Genomic DNA, 16,124 nt, shown 5'->3' on the forward strand with positions numbered 1-16,124 from the left:
CCATGAGCAAGCTCACCATTGCCGTACTGGTCGGCAGCCTGCGCGCCGAGTCGTATAACCGCCAGCTGGCGCGCGCGCTGGAGCATCTGGCCGGCGACAAGGCCGTGTTCGAGTATCTGGAGATCGGCGATATCCCCTTGTACAACCAGGACCGCGATGGCGATTATCCCGCCGAGGGCACGCGCCTGAAGCAGCAGATCCGCGCTGCCGATGCGGTGCTGTTCGTCACTCCCGAATACAACCGCTCCATTCCCGGCGTGCTCAAGAACGCCATCGACACCGGCTCGCGCCCCTACGGCGATAGCGCGTTTGCCGGCAAGCCGGCGGCGGTGGTGGGCATCTCGGTCGGCGCGATCGGCACCGCCACCGCGCAGCAGCACCTGCGTAACGTGTTGGCGTATCTGAATATGCATGTGCTCGGCCAGCCGGAAGTGTTCCTGCAATACAAGGACGACCTGTTCGGACCCGACGACCAGATCGCCAATGCCGACAGTCGCAAGTTCCTGCAGGGCTTCATCGACCAGTTCCTGGGCCTGATCGGGCACCTCAAGCGCTGAGTTGACCACAGCGGCGTCGCGCGCAAGTGCGGCGCCCCGCTGGATCTTGGATCAAGGCGGAAACCCAAGCGACGCAAGGTCTTGATATCTGCGACAGCCGGCGCGTAGAACGCTGCTGCACTGGCTATACACCAGTTATCCACAGAGTTGTGCATGGTCGCCGGCCGCGCCGATGACTATGCTTCCTGCCCTCGTCTCCCCGCGTCAGGTTTGTTTGTCCATGTCCGCTCGTCCTGGTTTCCGTTCCAAGCGCAGTCGCGATCGCGACGACGACGATTACGATTACGATCGTCCCGAGCCGCGTCTGGACCAGCTGCGGGTGCCACCGCATTCGGTCGAGGCCGAGCAGGCGGTGCTGGGTGGCTTGATGCTGGCGCCGGACGCGTTCGACCGGGTCAACGACCAGCTCACCGAAAACGACTTTTACCGGCGCGACCATCGGCTGATCTACCGCGCGATTCGCGAACTCAACGAGAAAGACCGCCCATTCGATGCAGTGACCCTGGGCGAATGGTTCGAGTCGCAGGGCAAGCTGGAGCAGGTGGGCGATGGCGCATACCTGATCGAGCTGGCCAGCACCACACCGTCGGCGGCCAACATCGCCGCGTATGCGGAAATCGTGCGTGACAAGGCGGTGCTGCGGCAGTTGATCGAAGTGGGCACCACCATCGTCAACGACGGCTTTCAGCCGGAAGGGCGCGACAGCGTCGAGTTGTTGTCCTCGGCCGAAAAAGCCGTGTTCAAGATCGCCGAAGCCGGCGCGCGTGGGCGCACCGATTTCGTGGCCATGCCCGGGGCATTGAAGGATGCCTTCGAAGAGCTGCGCAACCGCTTCGAAAACGGCGGCAACATCACGGGTCTGCCGACCGGCTACACCGATTTCGATGCGATGACCGCCGGCCTGCAGCCGACCGACCTGATCATCCTGGCGGCGCGTCCGGCGATGGGCAAGACCACCTTTGCGCTGAACATCGCCGAATATGCGGCGATCAAGTCCAAGAAGGGCGTGGCGGTGTTTTCGATGGAAATGTCGGCCTCGCAGTTGGCCATGCGCCTGATCTCCTCCAATGGCCGCATCAATGCGCAGCGCCTGCGTACCGGTGCGCTGGAAGACGAGGATTGGGCGCGCGTGACCGGCGCGATCAAGATGCTCAAGGAAACCAAGATCTTCATCGACGACACCCCGGGCGTGTCGCCGGAAGTGCTGCGTTCCAAGTGCCGCCGGCTCAAGCGCGAGCACGATCTGGGCCTGATCGTCATCGACTACCTGCAGCTGATGTCGGTCCCGGGCAACAGCGAAAACCGCGCGACCGAAATTTCGGAGATCTCGCGCTCGCTGAAGGGCTTAGCCAAGGAGCTCAACGTGCCGGTGATTGCGTTGTCCCAGCTCAACCGCTCGTTGGAAACCCGCACCGACAAGCGCCCGGTGATGGCGGACTTGCGCGAGTCGGGCGCGATCGAGCAGGACGCGGACATGATCGTCTTCATCTACCGCGACGACTACTACAACAAGGAAAATTCGCCGGACAAGGGCCTGGCCGAAATCATCATCGGCAAGCACCGCGGCGGACCGACCGGCTCGTGCAAGCTTAAATTCTTCGGCGAATACACCCGCTTCGACAACCTGGCGCACGACTCGGTGGGCAGTTTCGAGTAAGCGCTGTCGTGGAACGGCCGGGCGGTCATCCGCCGCCCGGCATCGCGCCATCGTGGCGCCAGCTGGCTTATGCTGCGCAGCCTCATTGTTTGCTGCCGAGTTCGTATGTCATACGCCATCGTCTGGTTCCGTCGCGATCTGCGTCTGGAAGACAACCCGGCCTTGCGCGCCGCACTCGATGCGGGGCATCACCCGATTCCCTTGTACATCGACGCACCGCACGAAGAGGGCGAATGGACGCCAGGCGCCGCATCGCGCACCTGGCGGCATCGCTCGCTTGCAGCGCTGGACGGCGCCTTGCGCGTGCTCGGAAGCGGGCTGGTCATTCGCGTCGGCAACAGCGCGCAGGTGCTGGATGAGGTGATCGCGCAGACCGGTGCGGTGGCGGTGTACTGGAACCGCAAATACGAGCCTGCTACGCAGCCGCGCGATGCGCAGATCAAGCGCGATCTGCGCGATCGCGGCATCGAGGTGCAGAGCTGCAATTGCACATTGCTGTTCGAACCGTGGCAGTTGTCCACGCAGCAGGGCGGCCCATACAAGGTGTTTACCCCGTTCTGGCGCAATGCGCTGACACAGCTGCAATTGCCTGCCGCGATGGGTGCGCCGCGCAGCCTGCCGCCGCTGCCTGCAAGCTTGAAGACCGATGCGCTCGACACGCTGCAGTTGGTGCCGGGCGTGCAGTGGGACCAAGGCTTCTGGGAGCACTGGCAGCCCGGCGAAGCCGGCGCGCACGAAATGCTGGAGATCTTTATCGACGGCGCGTTGTCTGGATATCGCGAAAACCGCGATCGCCCCGATCGCGTCGGGACCTCGCAACTATCGCCGCATCTGCACTTCGGCGAAATTGCTCCGTGGCGGATCGCCAGCACCCTGGAGACGCATCGCACTGCGCGCAATGGCGCGGAAATCGATGGCTATATCCGGCAGCTGGGGTGGCGCGACTTTGCCTATCACTTGCTGCATCACTTCCCGGACACCACCAACCAGAATCTCAATCCACGCTTTGCAGGATTCGATTGGGCAACGGTCGATCCGGTTGCATTGCAGGCCTGGCAACGTGGACGCACCGGCATTCCGATCGTCGATGCCGGCATGCGCCAGCTCTGGCATACCGGCTGGATGCACAATCGCGTGCGCATGATCGTCGCCAGTTTTTTATGCAAGCATCTGCGCATCCACTGGATCGAAGGCGCGCGCTGGTTCTGGGACACGCTGGTCGATGCGGACCTAGCCAACAACACACTGGGCTGGCAGTGGGTGGCCGGCACCAGCGCCGATGCCGCGCCCTATTTCCGCGTGTTCAATCCGGTGACGCAGGCAGAAAAATTCGATCCGCAGGCGGCCTACATCACGCGCTGGGTGCCCGAGCTGGGCAAGCTTGCGGTGAAGGAACGCTTCGCGCCGTGGTTGCATCCATTGTCGCTCGCACGCGTTGCACCGCAGTACCCGCGCGCACCGATCATCGGCTTGGCCGAAGGGCGCGATGCGGCACTGGCAGCCTACGCAAAATCGCGCGCCTAGTCGCTGCCGACCGATCCGATGCGCGTATGCGGTGCGTGTTCCTCCGGTAAACGCCACGCTGGTTGATGAGGCAGACAGGGCATGGAACGTGCGCTGTTCACCGGCATGCGCTGGCCACTGTGGCGGCGCACGCGTGCGTGTCATCACCGAAAACGTTTTCCTGAATGGCATACCCGCTTCACACGGATTGCGGCAGTTTTCATCATGCGCCAGTCGCGTGGGCCTGTTTATCCTCGCGCACACGATCGAGCGCCGGATGGTCCGGCCATAGGAGAACACCATGTCCCCAGCAGCCACCAAGAGTCTTGCCGTCTCACTGGCCAGCGCCATCGCGCTGTCCGCTTGCGCCACCGGCGGCTCGTATGTGCAGCGCGACCAATACGGCGAGCAGACGCAACAGCAGAATCGGACCGGCCGCAATGCGCTGATCGGCACCGCCATTGGTGTGGCTGCAGGCCTGCTTACCGGCGACAGCGCCACCGAGCGTCGTCAGCACGCAATGGTCGGCGCCGGCATTGGTGCACTGAGTGGCGCGGCAATCGGCCAGTACCAGGATCGCCAGGAGCGCGCGCTGCGCGAGCGCACCGCCAACACCGGGATCGAGGTACAGCGTCAGGGCGACAACATCAGCCTGAACCTGCCCGACGGCATCACCTTCGACTTCGGCAAGTCGGCATTGAAGCCGCAGTTCTACACCGCGCTCAACGGCGTGGCCTCCACACTGCGCGAGTACAACCAGACCATGGTGGAAGTGGTCGGGCATACCGATAGCGTCGGTAGCGATGCAGTCAATCAGCGCCTGTCCGAAGAGCGCGCCAGCGCAGTTGCGCAGTACCTGACCGCGCAAGGTGTGCAGCGCGAACGCATGGAAACCATGGGTGCGGGCAAGCGTTATCCGATTGCCGACAACACCACCGATGCTGGCCGCGCCAAGAACCGTCGCGTTGAAATCCGCCTGATTCCGTTGCGTGCCGAAGGCGCTGCCAGCAATACCGGCATGCGTTGATGTGATGCGTTGAATCGTGGTGGGACGATTGAGTCGCCCGCGATGTATCGAAAAACCAGGCCGCGAGAGCGGCCTGTTTTTTGTGGCGCTGCATGCTTTTTTGATCAAAGCCGGCTAACCATATGTTTTCGGTTTAGACCAACTGGTCTGCACGACTTGAATTCTCGATCTTTCCTACTCATCGTCCGTGCATCACAAAGCGGCGGATCTGCGACTCGGCTGCAGGGGCCTTGCCCGCCCATCATCGCGGGACACGCTGCAAGTACGTCCATGTAAGCTCCGTGGCGGCATCCATGCCGCCAAGGGTCCCGCGACGGTGAGCAGGCAAGGACCAGTCGAGTTGGTCGGTATGTGGGTGCAGGCGAGGGCAACGTTCGCTGCGATGTAATAGGCGCGGCCAGCGAGCAGTGCATAAGCAGGAAGCCGCGCCTCTTCTGTGTAACAGCGCCTTTCTCGAAGCGCCGACTAACGTTCTGGTGCAGTGTCCTCGCCGATGGCGGGACCGATGGCGGCATGGATGCCGCCATCGAGCCCCCATGGACGGGTTAACGGCGTGTCCCGCGCGCGGTGAGGGAACCGCGCACTCGACTAACTAAGCGCTCGCAGACGTACCCTCATCCGCCCATTGGGCACCTTCTCCCGAGGAAAGAAGGATTACCCCATTGGGCGACTGCTTGAAGCGGTCTTACGCCGTGACGTTTTCCAGAATGCGCTTGCCTTCGGCACGCAATTCCGCGTCGGCGCCCACTTCGACTTTCGCATCGTTGTCGGCCTTTTGCGCGGCCAGACGGGCAGGGCACTGCGCCATCATGTAATCCGCATCGAAGTTCATGCGCGTCACCAAAAAGTCCACGAACGCACGCACTTTCGGCGACACCAATCGACCGCCGGCAAACACGGCATTGAAGTCCACCTCAGGCCCCGTCCACCCGGCCAGCACGCGACGCACCAGACCCGATTGCACGAACGGCTTGGCCATCACATCGCCGGTGAGCAACAGGCCTTCGCCGCACAACACCGCACCGTTGAGCGCAGCCGGATCGTTGGCCACCATCAGCGGATTGACCGGGAAATCGCGTACATCGCTGCCGTCGCTGAGCGACCAGAAAAAACGGTTGTTGTGCACGTTGCGGTTCTTGCGCAAGGCGAGCGTGCGATGGAACTGCAGCTCGTCCGGATGCAGCGGCTCGCCATAGCGTTCGATGTAGGACGGGCTGGCGAACACCTGGGTACGCAAGCTGCCGAGCTTGCGCGCCACCAGATTGGAATCGGGCAGCGCGCCGACGCGCAACGCCAGATCCGCTTCGCCACCGATCAGGTCCAGCTTCTCGTTGCCCAGATGCATGTCCAACTGTATTTCCGGATATTGTGCATGGAATTCGCCCAGCAACGGCGCGATCCAGGTAATGCCCAGCGAATACGGCACGGTAAAACGCAACCACCCACGCGGGCCCGATTGCAGTTGCCCCACCGCGCTTTCGGCTTCTTCCAATTCGCGCGCGATGCGCTGGCAATGTTCGTGGTACACCGAGCCGGCTTCGGTCAGGCCGATGCGGCGCGTGGTTCGATGCAACAGGCGCGCACCCAACCGGGTTTCCAATTCCTGCACCTTGCGGCTGACCGTGGTCTTGGGCAGGCCAAGCGCATTGGCGGCCGCAATGAAGCTGCCTTGTTCGACCACCTTGACGAAGATCAGGGTGTCGTTGAGATCGTGAGTCATGGGATGCCTTCCGGGGGGTCAGGAGGGATTAGACCGCTTGCGGGACGATTATTCCCCTAAATCCGGACTAATCAAGTGCTGCTTTGAAGCCTAACTTATGCGGCATCCCCTCCATGCAGGAGCACGGCCATGTGGTTGTGCAATGTTTTCGGCGTGTCCTCCAGTCACCGCAGTGCGATCGAAAGCGCCTTCGATCCAGTCGTTTACGCGGAAAATCGGCCCCGCAACAGTGCCTTGCGCGAATTCTCCAGCTCGCCACGGCGGCAGGCTGGTGGCGCGCCGGCGCAGCGAACTGGACTGCAGGCGCGCTGGGCACGGCATGGAATTGTCCCGATCTCGGGAGCAAAAATCCCATGAGCGGGATGGTCCAATCCGAGACGGCCGTCATTGGCGGCGCGGGCAACGTAGGCATGGGCATCGTCGCCGCGTTGCTCGACGCCGGCATGCCGACCGTGGTGATTGGACGCGATGCTGCCAAGCTGGACGCACTGTGTGCGCAGCATGGGCACTCGCCGCTGCTGGACATCGTCCAGGGATCGGTGGCCGACGATGCGTCTGCGTGCCGCCTGGTCACGGAGCTGGCCCAGCGGCACCGACCGCTGGGCGCGGTGATCGCCAGCCTGGGCAGCCCGCCCAAGGCTGGGCGGCTGTTGGATCGGCCGGTGGCGGCCCTGCGTCGCCGCCTAGAGCGCGACGTGCTGCCGCATCTGGCTGCCGCCCGCCATCTGCTGCCGCTGCTGGCCGAGGCCGACGGCGGTGGTCGCTATCTGCTGCTCGGCAGCCCGTGCGCGTTGCGCGCCTGGTCGGCGCATGGCGATCGCTCGGTTGCGGCCTCCGCCACGCGCATGCTCGCGCAGGTGTTGCATGAGGAAGCCAAGCCATGGGGCGTCCGCGTGCAGCTGCTCTCGGTCGAGCAGCCGGTCTGCACGCCTAGCCGTGCCAAGGACGCCTGTCCGGAATGGATCCGCGCCGTGGATGTCGGCCGCGCCGCTGTTTCCCTGATTGCCGGGCCTGGCCAGCCCGGACAAGCCATCGTGACCGTGAGTCGTCGCCCACATGCCGCACCGTCGGCCAACCGGCTGGCCGGTCTGCACGTTTCCATCCCCACCCGAGAGATTTCCCCATGACCACGAACGCCACCCCGTTCCGTTTCCCCTTGCGTACCGTGTTGGCGGGCGCCGTGCTTGCGGTCGTGCTTGCCGGCTGCGGCAGCAAGGCCGCCGAGACCGGTGCACCCCCGCCGCCCAGCGTCAGCGTCGCGCCGGTGTTGATGAAGCAGATCAGCCAGTGGGACGAATTCAGCGGCCGCATCGAGCCGGTGGAAAGCGTCGAACTGCGTCCGCGCGTGTCCGGCTATATCGACAAGGTCAACTACACCGAAGGTGCAGAAGTGAAGAAGGGCGATGTGCTCTTCACCATCGACGAGCGTAGCTACCGTGCCGAGTTCGCGCGTGCCAACGCGTCGATGGTGCGTGCCCGCACCCAGGCCACGCTGGCACGTAGCGAAGCGGCGCGTGCACGCAAACTGTCCGAGCAGCAGGCCATCTCCACCGAAACCTGGGAGCAACGCCGTGCCGCCGCCGACCAGGCCGACGCCGACCTGCAGGCCGCCCAGGCCGCGCTGGACACCGCCAGGCTCAACCTGGACTGGACGCGCGTACGCGCTCCCATCGATGGCCGCGCCGGGCGTGCGATGGTCACCGCCGGCAATCTGGTCACCGCCGGCGACAGCGCCAGCGTGCTGACCACCCTGGTGTCGCTGGACAAGGTGTTCGTCTATTTCGACGCCGACGAAGGCACCTTCCTGCGTTATTCGCAGATGGCCCGCAACGGCGAGCGCCCGGACGAACGTGGCGGCGAGTTGCCGGTGCGGATCGGGCTGGTCGGCGAGCAAGGCTTCCCGCACACCGGACGCGTGGATTTCCTGGACAACCAGGTGACCCGCAGCACTGGCACCATCCGCGTCCGCGCGGTGCTGGACAACGCGCAGCGGCAATTCACGCCGGGGTTGTATGCGCATGTGCAGTTGCTGGGCAGCGGCCAGTTCAAGGCGATGCTGGTTGACGAAAAGGCCGTGCTCACCGATCAGGACCGCAAGTATGTGTACGTGGTGGGCAAGGACGGCAAGGCGCAGCGCCGCGACGTGGAGCTCGGCCGCAGTGCCGACGGCCTGCGCATCGTGCGTAGCGGCCTGGCCGCCGGCGACCGCGTGGTGGTCGATGGCGTGCAGAAGATCTTCATGCCCGGCATGCCGGTGGACGCCAAGACCGTGGCTATGGCGCCGGCGGCGGACAAGCGCACCGCTTCTAATTAGGTATCGCCAACGCACGTTGCGCGCCGTCGCGCCTGGCTGGCGACGGCGTACCAGCTGCAATGGCTGTACTGCTGTATCGCTGCATCGCAGCTCATGACCGCCGGCCTGCTCATCAGGCCGGACCGGGGCCGCCGTGCCGCGCCGCCACCCGGCGGCAACCTCTTTCAGGACCATCCCAATGGACTTTTCCCGTTTTTTCATCGACCGGCCGATCTTTGCCGCAGTGCTGTCGATCATCATCTTCGCGGCCGGCCTGATCGCCATGCCGCTGCTGCCGATCAGCGAATACCCCGAAGTGGTGCCGCCGAGCGTGCAGGTGCGCGCGGTGTATCCGGGCGCCAACCCCAAGGTCATTGCCGAAACCGTCGCCACGCCGCTTGAGGAAGCCATCAACGGCGTGGAAAACATGATGTACATGAAGTCGGTGGCCGGCTCGGACGGCGTGCTGGTGGTCACCGTGACCTTCAAGCCCGGCACCGACCCGGACCAGGCGCAGGTGCAGGTGCAGAACCGCGTCAGCCAGGCGCAGGCGCGTCTGCCCGAGGACGTGCGCCGCCAGGGCGTGACCACGCAGAAGCAATCGCCGACGCTGACCATGGTCGTGCATCTGACCTCGCCCAAGGGCAAGTACAACTCGCTGTACCTGAGCAACTACGCCACCTTGAAGGTCAAGGACGAGCTGTCGCGCCTGCCGGGCGTGGGCCAGATCCAGATCTTCGGTGCCGGCGACTACGCCATGCGCATCTGGTTGAACCCGGACAAGGTGGCCGCACGCGGGCTCACCGCCAGCGATGTGGTCGCCGCCATCCGCGAGCAGAACGTGCAGGTTTCCGCCGGCCAGCTCGGTGCCGAGCCCATGCCCAACAAGAGCGATTTCCTGCTCTCGATCAATGCGCAAGGCCGCCTCACCACCGAAGAAGAGTTCGGCAACATCGTCATCCGCAGCGGCAACAGCGGCGAGATCGTGCGGCTGAGCGATGTGGCGCGCCTGGAGCTGGGCGCCGGCAACTACACCCTGCGCTCGCAGCTGGATAACCAGAACGCGGTGGGCATGGGCGTGTTCCAGTCGCCCGGTGCCAATGCGATCGAATTGTCCGATGCGGTGCGCGCCAAGATGGCCGAGCTGGAAAAGCAGTTCCCGCAGGACATGGCCTGGTCGGCCGCGTATGACCCGACCGTGTTCGTGCGCGATTCGATCAGCGCGGTGGTGCACACGTTGCTCGAAGCGGTGCTGCTGGTGGTGCTGGTGGTGATCCTGTTCCTGCAGACCTGGCGCGCTTCAATCATTCCGTTGCTGGCAGTACCGGTGTCGGTGGTCGGTACGTTCGCTGCGTTGTACCTGCTGGGCTTTTCGATCAATACGCTGAGCCTGTTCGGTTTGGTGCTGGCGATCGGCATCGTGGTCGACGATGCGATCGTGGTGGTGGAAAACGTCGAGCGCAACATCGAAGAGGGTTTGAGCCCGCTGGCGGCGGCGCATCAGGCCATGCGCGAAGTGTCCGGGCCGATCATCGCCATCGCGTTGGTGCTGTGCGCGGTGTTCGTGCCGATGGCGTTCCTGTCGGGTGTGACCGGCCAGTTCTACAAGCAGTTCGCAGTGACCATCGCCATTTCCACGGTGATTTCGGCGATCAATTCGTTGACCTTGTCGCCGGCATTGGCGGCGATGTTGCTCAAGTCGCACGACGCGCCCAAGGATGGTCCGTCGCGGTTGATCGACCGTCTGTTCGGCTGGTTGTTCCGCCCGTTCAACCGTTTCTTCAACACCAGCTCGCACAAGTACCAAGGTGCGGTGTCGCGTGCGCTGGGCAAGCGAGGTGCGGTGTTCGTGGTCTACCTGCTGCTGCTGGTCGGTACCGGTTTCATGTTCAAGCTGGTGCCGGGCGGCTTCATTCCGACCCAGGACAAGCTGTATCTGATTGCCGGTACCAAGCTGCCGGAAGGATCGTCGCTGGAGCGCACCAATGAAGTGATCCGCCAGATCACCCAGATCGCGCTGCAGACCGACGGTGTGGATCACGCAATCGCGTTCCCCGGCCTGAACCCGCTGCAGTTCACCAATACGCCCAATACCGGCACGGTGTTCCTGACGCTCAAGCCGTTCAGTCAGCGCAGCCGCACCGCCGCGCAGATCAATGCGGAAATCAACGCACGCATCAGCCAGATCCAGCAGGGCTTCGCGTTCGCCTTCATGCCGCCGCCGATTCTGGGCCTGGGCCAGGGCTCGGGCTATTCGCTGTACATCCAGGACCGTGCCGGCCTGGGCTATGGCCAGCTGCAGAGTGCGGTGAATGCGATGTCCGGTGCGATCTCGCAGACGCCGGGCATGCAGTTCCCGATCGGCACTTACCAGGCCAAAGTCCCGCAACTCGACGCCAAGGTCGACCGCGACAAGGCCAAGGCGCAGGGCGTGCCGCTGACCAACCTGTTCGACACGCTGCAGACCTATCTGGGCTCGGCCTACATCAACGACTTCAATCGCTTCGGTCGTACCTATCAGGTGATCGCCCAGGCCGATGGACAGTTCCGCGACAGCGTGGAAGACATCGCCAACCTGCGCACGCGCAACGCCAACGGCGACATGGTGCCGATCGGCAGCATGGTCACGCTGGGCCAGACCTACGGCCCGGACCCGGTGATCCGCTACAACGGCTACCCGGCGGCCGACCTCATCGGCGAAGCGGACCCGCGCGTGCTGTCGTCCACCGAGGCCATGCAGAAGCTGTCCAGCATGGCGCCGCAGGTGCTGCCCAACGGCATGAACATCGAATGGACCGACCTGAGCTATCAGCAGTCCACGCAAGGCAACTCGGCATTGATCGTGTTCCCGATGGCGGTGTTGCTGGCGTTCCTGGTGCTGGCGGCGCTGTACGAAAGCTGGACCCTGCCGCTGGCGGTGATCCTGATCGTGCCGATGACCTTGCTGTCTGCGTTGTTCGGTGTGTGGCTCACCAATGGCGACAACAACGTGTTCGTGCAGGTGGGTCTGGTGGTGTTGATGGGGCTGGCGTGCAAGAACGCGATCCTGATCGTGGAGTTCGCCCGCGAACTGGAAATGCACGGCAAGGGCATCGTCGAAGCCGCACTGGAAGCCTGCCGCCTGCGCCTGCGTCCGATCGTGATGACCTCCATCGCCTTCATCGCCGGCACCGTGCCGTTGGTGTTCGGCCATGGTGCCGGCGCCGAAGTGCGCTCAGTCACCGGTATCACGGTGTTCGCCGGCATGCTCGGTGTCACCTTGTTCGGCCTGTTCCTGACTCCCGTGTTCTACGTGGCGCTGCGCAAGTGGGTGACCCGTCGCGGGCCCGCGACACCGCCCGCAGTTGCGCACGATCACGCGCACGTCAACGCCTGAGCGCGTTGCTTCCCCTCACATACATTCGAAGGATTTACACATGAGCAACACCAAGATCGCATTGGTCACCGGCGCAACCCGCGGCATCGGCCTGGAGACCGTTCGGCAATTGGCCACCGCCGGCGTGCACACCCTGCTGGCCGGCCGCAAGCGCGACGACGCCGTGGCCGCCGCACTGAAATTGCAGGCCCAAGGCCTGCCGGTAGAAGCCATCCAGCTCGACGTCAACGACGACATCAGCATCGCCGCCGCGGTGGGCACGGTGGAGCAGCGCCATGGCCATCTGGACATCCTGATCAACAACGCCGGCATCATGATCGAGGACATGCAGCGCGCCCCGTCGCAGCAGAGCCTGGAGGTGTGGAAGCGTACCTTCGACACCAACGTGTTCGCAGTCGTCGAGGTGACCAAGGCCTTCCTGCCGCTGCTGCGTCGCTCGCTGGCCGGGCGCATCGTCAACGTGTCGAGCATCCTCGGTTCGCTGACCTTGCACAGCCAGCCCGGCTCGCCGATCTACGACTTCAAGATTCCTGCCTACGACGCTTCCAAGAGCGCGTTGAACAGCTGGACGGTGCATCTGGCCTATGAGTTGCGCGACACCGCCATCAAGGTCAATACGGTGCATCCGGGTTACGTCAAGACCGACATGAACGGTGGCGGCGGCGAAATCGAAGTGGAGCAGGGTGCGCATAGCAGCGTGCAGATGGCGTTGTTGGATGCACACGGCGCCACCGGCAGCTTTACCCATCTGGGAGAGGTGTTGCCATGGTAAGAAACGTCCTGAGTGTGGCCCTGGCCGCGCTTGTGCTCAGCGGTTGCGCGGTCGGGCCGGATTACCGTCCCGATCCGCCGGCGGCAGTGACGCTGCAAGGCGCGCAAGACCCGGCATACAGCGCGCAGTCGCCGGTGGGCAACTGGTGGTCGCAGTTCGACGACCCGGTGCTGGAGCAGTTGGTGCGCGACGCCTTGTTCGCCAACCACGATCTGCGCATCGCCGTGGCGCGCGTCAAGCAAGCGCGCGCGGTGTTTGTCGAGCGTCGTCTGGATCAGGCGGCGCATATCACTGCGCAGGGCAGCTTCGATCGTCGCGAACAGCAGCAGGTGATCGCCGGCAATCAGCGCTTTCTGACCGAGCAGACCACGCTCGGTCTGGATGCGGCCTGGGAGCTGGACCTGTTCGGCCGTCAGCGGCGTGCATCGGAGGCCGCGCGTGCCGACCTGGATGCCGAGCAGGCCAACCTGCAGGACGTGCAGGTCACCGTTGCTGCCGAAGTGGCGCGCAACTATTTCGAACTGCGCGGCACCCAGAAGCGGCTGGATGTCTCCAAGCGCACGCTCACCAACCTGCGCGACACCCAGAAGCTGACGCAGACGCGTTGGGATCTGGGGGCCGGCAGCGAGCTGGACGTGCAGAGCAGCCTGGCGCGGTTGAAGGCGATCGAAGCGGATATTCCGCTGCTGGAAACCGCCGAGGCGCAATATCGCCATCGTCTGGCTGTGTTGTTGGGTCAGCAACCCGATGCCTTGGATGCCACCTTGGCCGCGCGCGAGATGCCGGCGTTCGCGCGCCCGCTGCCGCTGGGCGATACCGCCGGCTTGCTGCGTCAGCGTCCGGATGTGCGCGGCGCCGAGCGCCGCCTGGCGGCAGCCACCGCGCAAGTGGGCGTGGCCACTGCCGACCTGTTTCCGCGCATCAGCGTGAGCGGGTTTGTCGGCTTCCTGACCGGCGACGCGGCTAGGTTGACCGAAGGCAACGCCAAGGCCTGGTCGGTCACCCCGTCGATCAGCTGGGCCGCCTTCGACTTCGGCACCGTGCGTGCGCGCTTGCGTGCCAGCAAGGCGCAGGCCGAAGGCGCGTTGGCGCAGTATCAGCAAACCGTACTGCTGGTGCTGGAAGACACCGAAAACGCGTTGATCGGCTATGGCCGCCAGCAAGCGCGTCTGGCCATCGTGGTGGAGCAGGCCACTGCCGCGCGGCGTGCCGAGCAGCTGGCGCAGATCCGCTACCGCGAGGGCTCGGAAGACTTCCTCACCCTGCTGGATGCGCAGCGCACCCAACTGGCTGCCGACGATGCGTTGGCGCAGGCCGAAGCGGCAGTGAATGTCGGCGTGGTTGGCGTGTACAAGGCGCTCGGTGGTTGGAAGCAGGACCAAGCACCCGCGGCACCGGTGGCCGTGGTCAATCGTTGAGCGATGCGTGCGGGGCGGCCAGTGGGTCGCCCCGCAGTTCTGGCTGCAGCGTCAGAGCTAAACGGGGCGGTCGAACGCGTGCGGGCGATGGCTGGCGATACTGGCCATGTATCCGACGCCGCCAGTTCGCGCACCTCGGCTGACAGGCGCGCTACCGGCGCTTTCGTCACCACCATCGCATTCGCGACCAAGGCGTAACCCATCTGCCAGGTGCGTATGCCTACGCAGACCCGGACGCTTCCATGCCGCCAGGTGCCTATTCGGCAACCCGCACGCTGTCGCGTCCGCCGTTCTTGGCCAGATACAGCGCCGCATCGGCACGCGAAAACCAGTCCTGCCAATGCGTTTCGCCATCGTGGCGCGCCGCGCCCAGCGAGACGGTGATGCGCCCGCCGGGTCCGCGCAAGCCGTTGCGTATCACCTTGCGCAGGCGTTCGGTGGCCGCTTCCAGTTCGGCCAGCGAGCCGGCACGCAGCAGCACCACGAATTCTTCGCCACCAAAACGGAAGACCTGGTGCGGTTCGCGTACTTCAAAGCGCAGGATGGTGGCCAGATCCGAGAGCGCCGCATCGCCAGCGGCATGCCCGTACAGATCGTTGACCTCCTTGAAGTGATCCAGATCCAGGATGATCAGGCTGTTGAGCCGGTCGTGCGGTTGGCGTTGATCGATCTGGTGGGTCAGCGCACGTTCCAGCATGCGACGGTTGGGCAAGCCGGTCAGCGCATCCAGCGAGGCCAGTTCTTCCAGGTGCACGCGGTCGTCCTGCATTCGCAGCGAAAACGCGTAGCCCACCGCCAGCGTCACCAGCGTCACCACGATCGTCGACACGCCCTGGCCGGGGCTGGTGATCAAGCCTGGCAAGAACAACAAGGCGGCCAGCAGCGGCAAGCTCAACAACACCGCGCGTCGCGGCCCGCACAGGAAATAATTGGTGGCCAGCACCGGGAACAGCCAGGGCAGGGCGCCGTCGCCACCGGTCCAGCACGCCACCAGGCACCCGCCGACGTTGATCGACGCCAGCCACACGCCGCCGGCGCCGGTGTCTTCGGCACTGCGCATCTGCCAGCCGCGCCATAACGCGAGCACGCCCAGCGCCGCGGTGACCAGGCACGCAACTACCTGACCGGTCATGGCCAAATACACCGCATAGAGGCAAAGCAACAGCGCGGTGATTGGCCCGAGCATCTTGACGATGCCGAGTCGAAAATCCCGCCGCAGGTGGAGGATCACAGGGAATGTTCGATAGGAGTCGGCATCATTATCGGCAAAGTGCGGTCAAAGTTGAGCGTGTCTTCATCGCCGCAACGGGTAGGAAAGTGAAGCGTTGCAGCGCAAGGCTTCGCACATCCTTGACGGCGCTGCCGCAAACGTATCGTTTTGGTTGTCGGAGTCTGCCATGCCCACCCGCGAAGAACTGGCCACGCGCCTGGACGCGTTGCAGGAAGAGTTGCCCAAGTTGTCGGCAGATGAAGATGCGGATTTCGACTACCTGGATTTTCAGGCGCGTGCCGAAGCGATCCTGAGTAGTGCCGCGCAGGACGATGCCGCCTATGTGCGCACGCGTATCGACGGCATGCTGGCCGGTGCGGGCCTGATCCCCTCCGACGACGCGGGCCACGCCTGCGGCTGAGGCCTCGTCTTGGCATGAGCGCATGTGCCTGAACGTTCGTCGCTGCAATGCGCGCGCCGGCGAATGATCCGAGCATCTTCGTTCAGGCGCCCGCACCCGGGTTCGCCAAGCGCGCGCGATGCGGATCTGAGCGTCGACCGCGCGACACAGGCCTCTGCGACAGACCGCAG

13 protein-coding genes are annotated in these 16,124 nt (G+C 64.4%); 11 read left to right on the forward strand and 2 right to left on the reverse strand.

Going from position 1 to position 16,124, the window contains the following annotated elements; genetic code table 11:
* Nucleotides 1–2: 2 nt before the first annotated feature.
* The 4 genes from J7360_RS18865 to J7360_RS18880 all read left to right on the forward strand — a co-directional run bounded on the left by J7360_RS18865 (nt 3) and on the right by J7360_RS18880 (nt 4,744).
* Entirely contained in the window at nt 3–557 is a 555-nt protein-coding gene (locus J7360_RS18865) for an NADPH-dependent FMN reductase (protein WP_099801512.1), read from the forward strand.
* A gap of 220 nt (nt 558–777) precedes the next feature.
* Nucleotides 778–2,214: a replicative DNA helicase gene (locus J7360_RS18870; RefSeq protein WP_022559679.1), complete on the forward strand. Its 1,437-nt coding sequence runs from the start codon at nt 778–780 to the stop codon at nt 2,212–2,214.
* Between the two features lie 105 nt (nt 2,215–2,319).
* A complete protein-coding gene (locus J7360_RS18875) occupies nt 2,320–3,738 on the forward strand; it encodes a deoxyribodipyrimidine photo-lyase (RefSeq protein ID WP_057661911.1) in 1,419 nt (472 codons plus the stop codon).
* A 280-nt stretch (nt 3,739–4,018) separates the two neighbouring features.
* A complete protein-coding gene (locus J7360_RS18880; RefSeq protein WP_057661915.1) occupies nt 4,019–4,744 on the forward strand; it encodes an OmpA family protein in 726 nt (241 codons plus the stop codon).
* 685 nt (nt 4,745–5,429) lie between these two features.
* Here J7360_RS18880 and J7360_RS18885 read toward each other — a convergent pair.
* The gene (locus J7360_RS18885) at nt 5,430–6,464 is read right to left on the reverse strand and encodes a LysR family transcriptional regulator (RefSeq protein WP_005925689.1); all 1,035 of its coding nucleotides are present in this window, start codon (nt 6,462–6,464) and stop codon (nt 5,430–5,432) included.
* Nucleotides 6,465–6,593: 129 nt separating this feature from the next.
* Between J7360_RS18885 and J7360_RS18890 the strand changes: the two genes are divergently transcribed.
* The 6 genes from J7360_RS18890 to J7360_RS18915 all read left to right on the forward strand — a co-directional run bounded on the left by J7360_RS18890 (nt 6,594) and on the right by J7360_RS18915 (nt 14,323).
* A complete protein-coding gene (locus J7360_RS18890; protein WP_022559676.1) occupies nt 6,594–6,821 on the forward strand; it encodes a hypothetical protein in 228 nt (75 codons plus the stop codon).
* A complete protein-coding gene (locus J7360_RS18895; RefSeq protein ID WP_209034473.1) occupies nt 6,818–7,591 on the forward strand; it encodes an SDR family NAD(P)-dependent oxidoreductase in 774 nt (257 codons plus the stop codon). The genes J7360_RS18890 and J7360_RS18895 overlap by 4 nt, the downstream gene beginning before the upstream one ends.
* Entirely contained in the window at nt 7,588–8,778 is a 1,191-nt protein-coding gene (locus tag J7360_RS18900) for an efflux RND transporter periplasmic adaptor subunit (protein WP_209034474.1), read from the forward strand. Before J7360_RS18895 ends, J7360_RS18900 begins: the two co-directional genes overlap by 4 nt.
* A gap of 178 nt (nt 8,779–8,956) precedes the next feature.
* Nucleotides 8,957–12,133 (forward strand): efflux RND transporter permease subunit, encoded by a 3,177-nt coding sequence (locus tag J7360_RS18905; protein WP_209034476.1) that lies wholly within the window; start codon nt 8,957–8,959, stop codon nt 12,131–12,133.
* A gap of 40 nt (nt 12,134–12,173) precedes the next feature.
* Nucleotides 12,174–12,905 (forward strand): SDR family oxidoreductase, encoded by a 732-nt coding sequence (locus J7360_RS18910; protein WP_007972098.1) that lies wholly within the window; start codon nt 12,174–12,176, stop codon nt 12,903–12,905.
* Nucleotides 12,899–14,323, forward strand: coding sequence for an efflux transporter outer membrane subunit (locus tag J7360_RS18915; RefSeq protein WP_057662755.1), 1,425 nt, complete (start codon nt 12,899–12,901; stop codon nt 14,321–14,323). The genes J7360_RS18910 and J7360_RS18915 overlap by 7 nt, the downstream gene beginning before the upstream one ends.
* Nucleotides 14,324–14,579: 256 nt before the next feature.
* Here the strand turns inward: J7360_RS18915 and J7360_RS18920 are convergent, their stop codons facing one another.
* Nucleotides 14,580–15,554, reverse strand: a complete 975-nt coding sequence (locus J7360_RS18920; protein ID WP_057662758.1) for a GGDEF domain-containing protein — start codon at nt 15,552–15,554, stop codon at nt 14,580–14,582.
* Between the two features lie 94 nt (nt 15,555–15,648).
* Here J7360_RS18920 and J7360_RS18925 point away from each other — a divergent pair, with 94 nt between their 5' ends.
* Nucleotides 15,649–15,954 carry a hypothetical protein gene (locus J7360_RS18925; RefSeq protein ID WP_057662761.1) on the forward strand — a complete coding sequence of 102 codons (306 nt, stop codon included), beginning with the start codon at nt 15,649–15,651 and terminating at the stop codon, nt 15,952–15,954.
* Nucleotides 15,955–16,124 lie beyond the last annotated feature (170 nt).

Source organism: Xanthomonas sp. D-99, assembly GCF_017746145.1.
Lineage (GTDB): Bacteria > Pseudomonadota > Gammaproteobacteria > Xanthomonadales > Xanthomonadaceae > Xanthomonas > Xanthomonas cissicola.

Bases quoted from the DNA above. Each gene is read 5' to 3' on its own strand.
- J7360_RS18905 (WP_209034476.1), top strand. From the start codon at position 8,957: ATGGACTTTTCCCGTTTTTTCATCGACCGGCCGATCTTTGCCGCAGTG.
- J7360_RS18895 (WP_209034473.1), top strand. From the start codon at position 6,818: ATGAGCGGGATGGTCCAATCCGAGACGGCCGTCATTGGCGGCGCGGGC.
- J7360_RS18880 (WP_057661915.1), top strand. From the start codon at position 4,019: ATGTCCCCAGCAGCCACCAAGAGTCTTGCCGTCTCACTGGCCAGCGCC.
- J7360_RS18910 (WP_007972098.1), top strand. From the start codon at position 12,174: ATGAGCAACACCAAGATCGCATTGGTCACCGGCGCAACCCGCGGCATC.
- J7360_RS18870 (WP_022559679.1), top strand. From the start codon at position 778: ATGTCCGCTCGTCCTGGTTTCCGTTCCAAGCGCAGTCGCGATCGCGAC.
- J7360_RS18885 (WP_005925689.1), bottom strand. From the start codon at position 6,464: ATGACTCACGATCTCAACGACACCCTGATCTTCGTCAAGGTGGTCGAA.
- J7360_RS18890 (WP_022559676.1), top strand. From the start codon at position 6,594: ATGTGGTTGTGCAATGTTTTCGGCGTGTCCTCCAGTCACCGCAGTGCG.
- J7360_RS18875 (WP_057661911.1), top strand. From the start codon at position 2,320: ATGTCATACGCCATCGTCTGGTTCCGTCGCGATCTGCGTCTGGAAGAC.
- J7360_RS18865 (WP_099801512.1), top strand. From the start codon at position 3: ATGAGCAAGCTCACCATTGCCGTACTGGTCGGCAGCCTGCGCGCCGAG.
- J7360_RS18900 (WP_209034474.1), top strand. From the start codon at position 7,588: ATGACCACGAACGCCACCCCGTTCCGTTTCCCCTTGCGTACCGTGTTG.
- J7360_RS18915 (WP_057662755.1), top strand. From the start codon at position 12,899: ATGGTAAGAAACGTCCTGAGTGTGGCCCTGGCCGCGCTTGTGCTCAGC.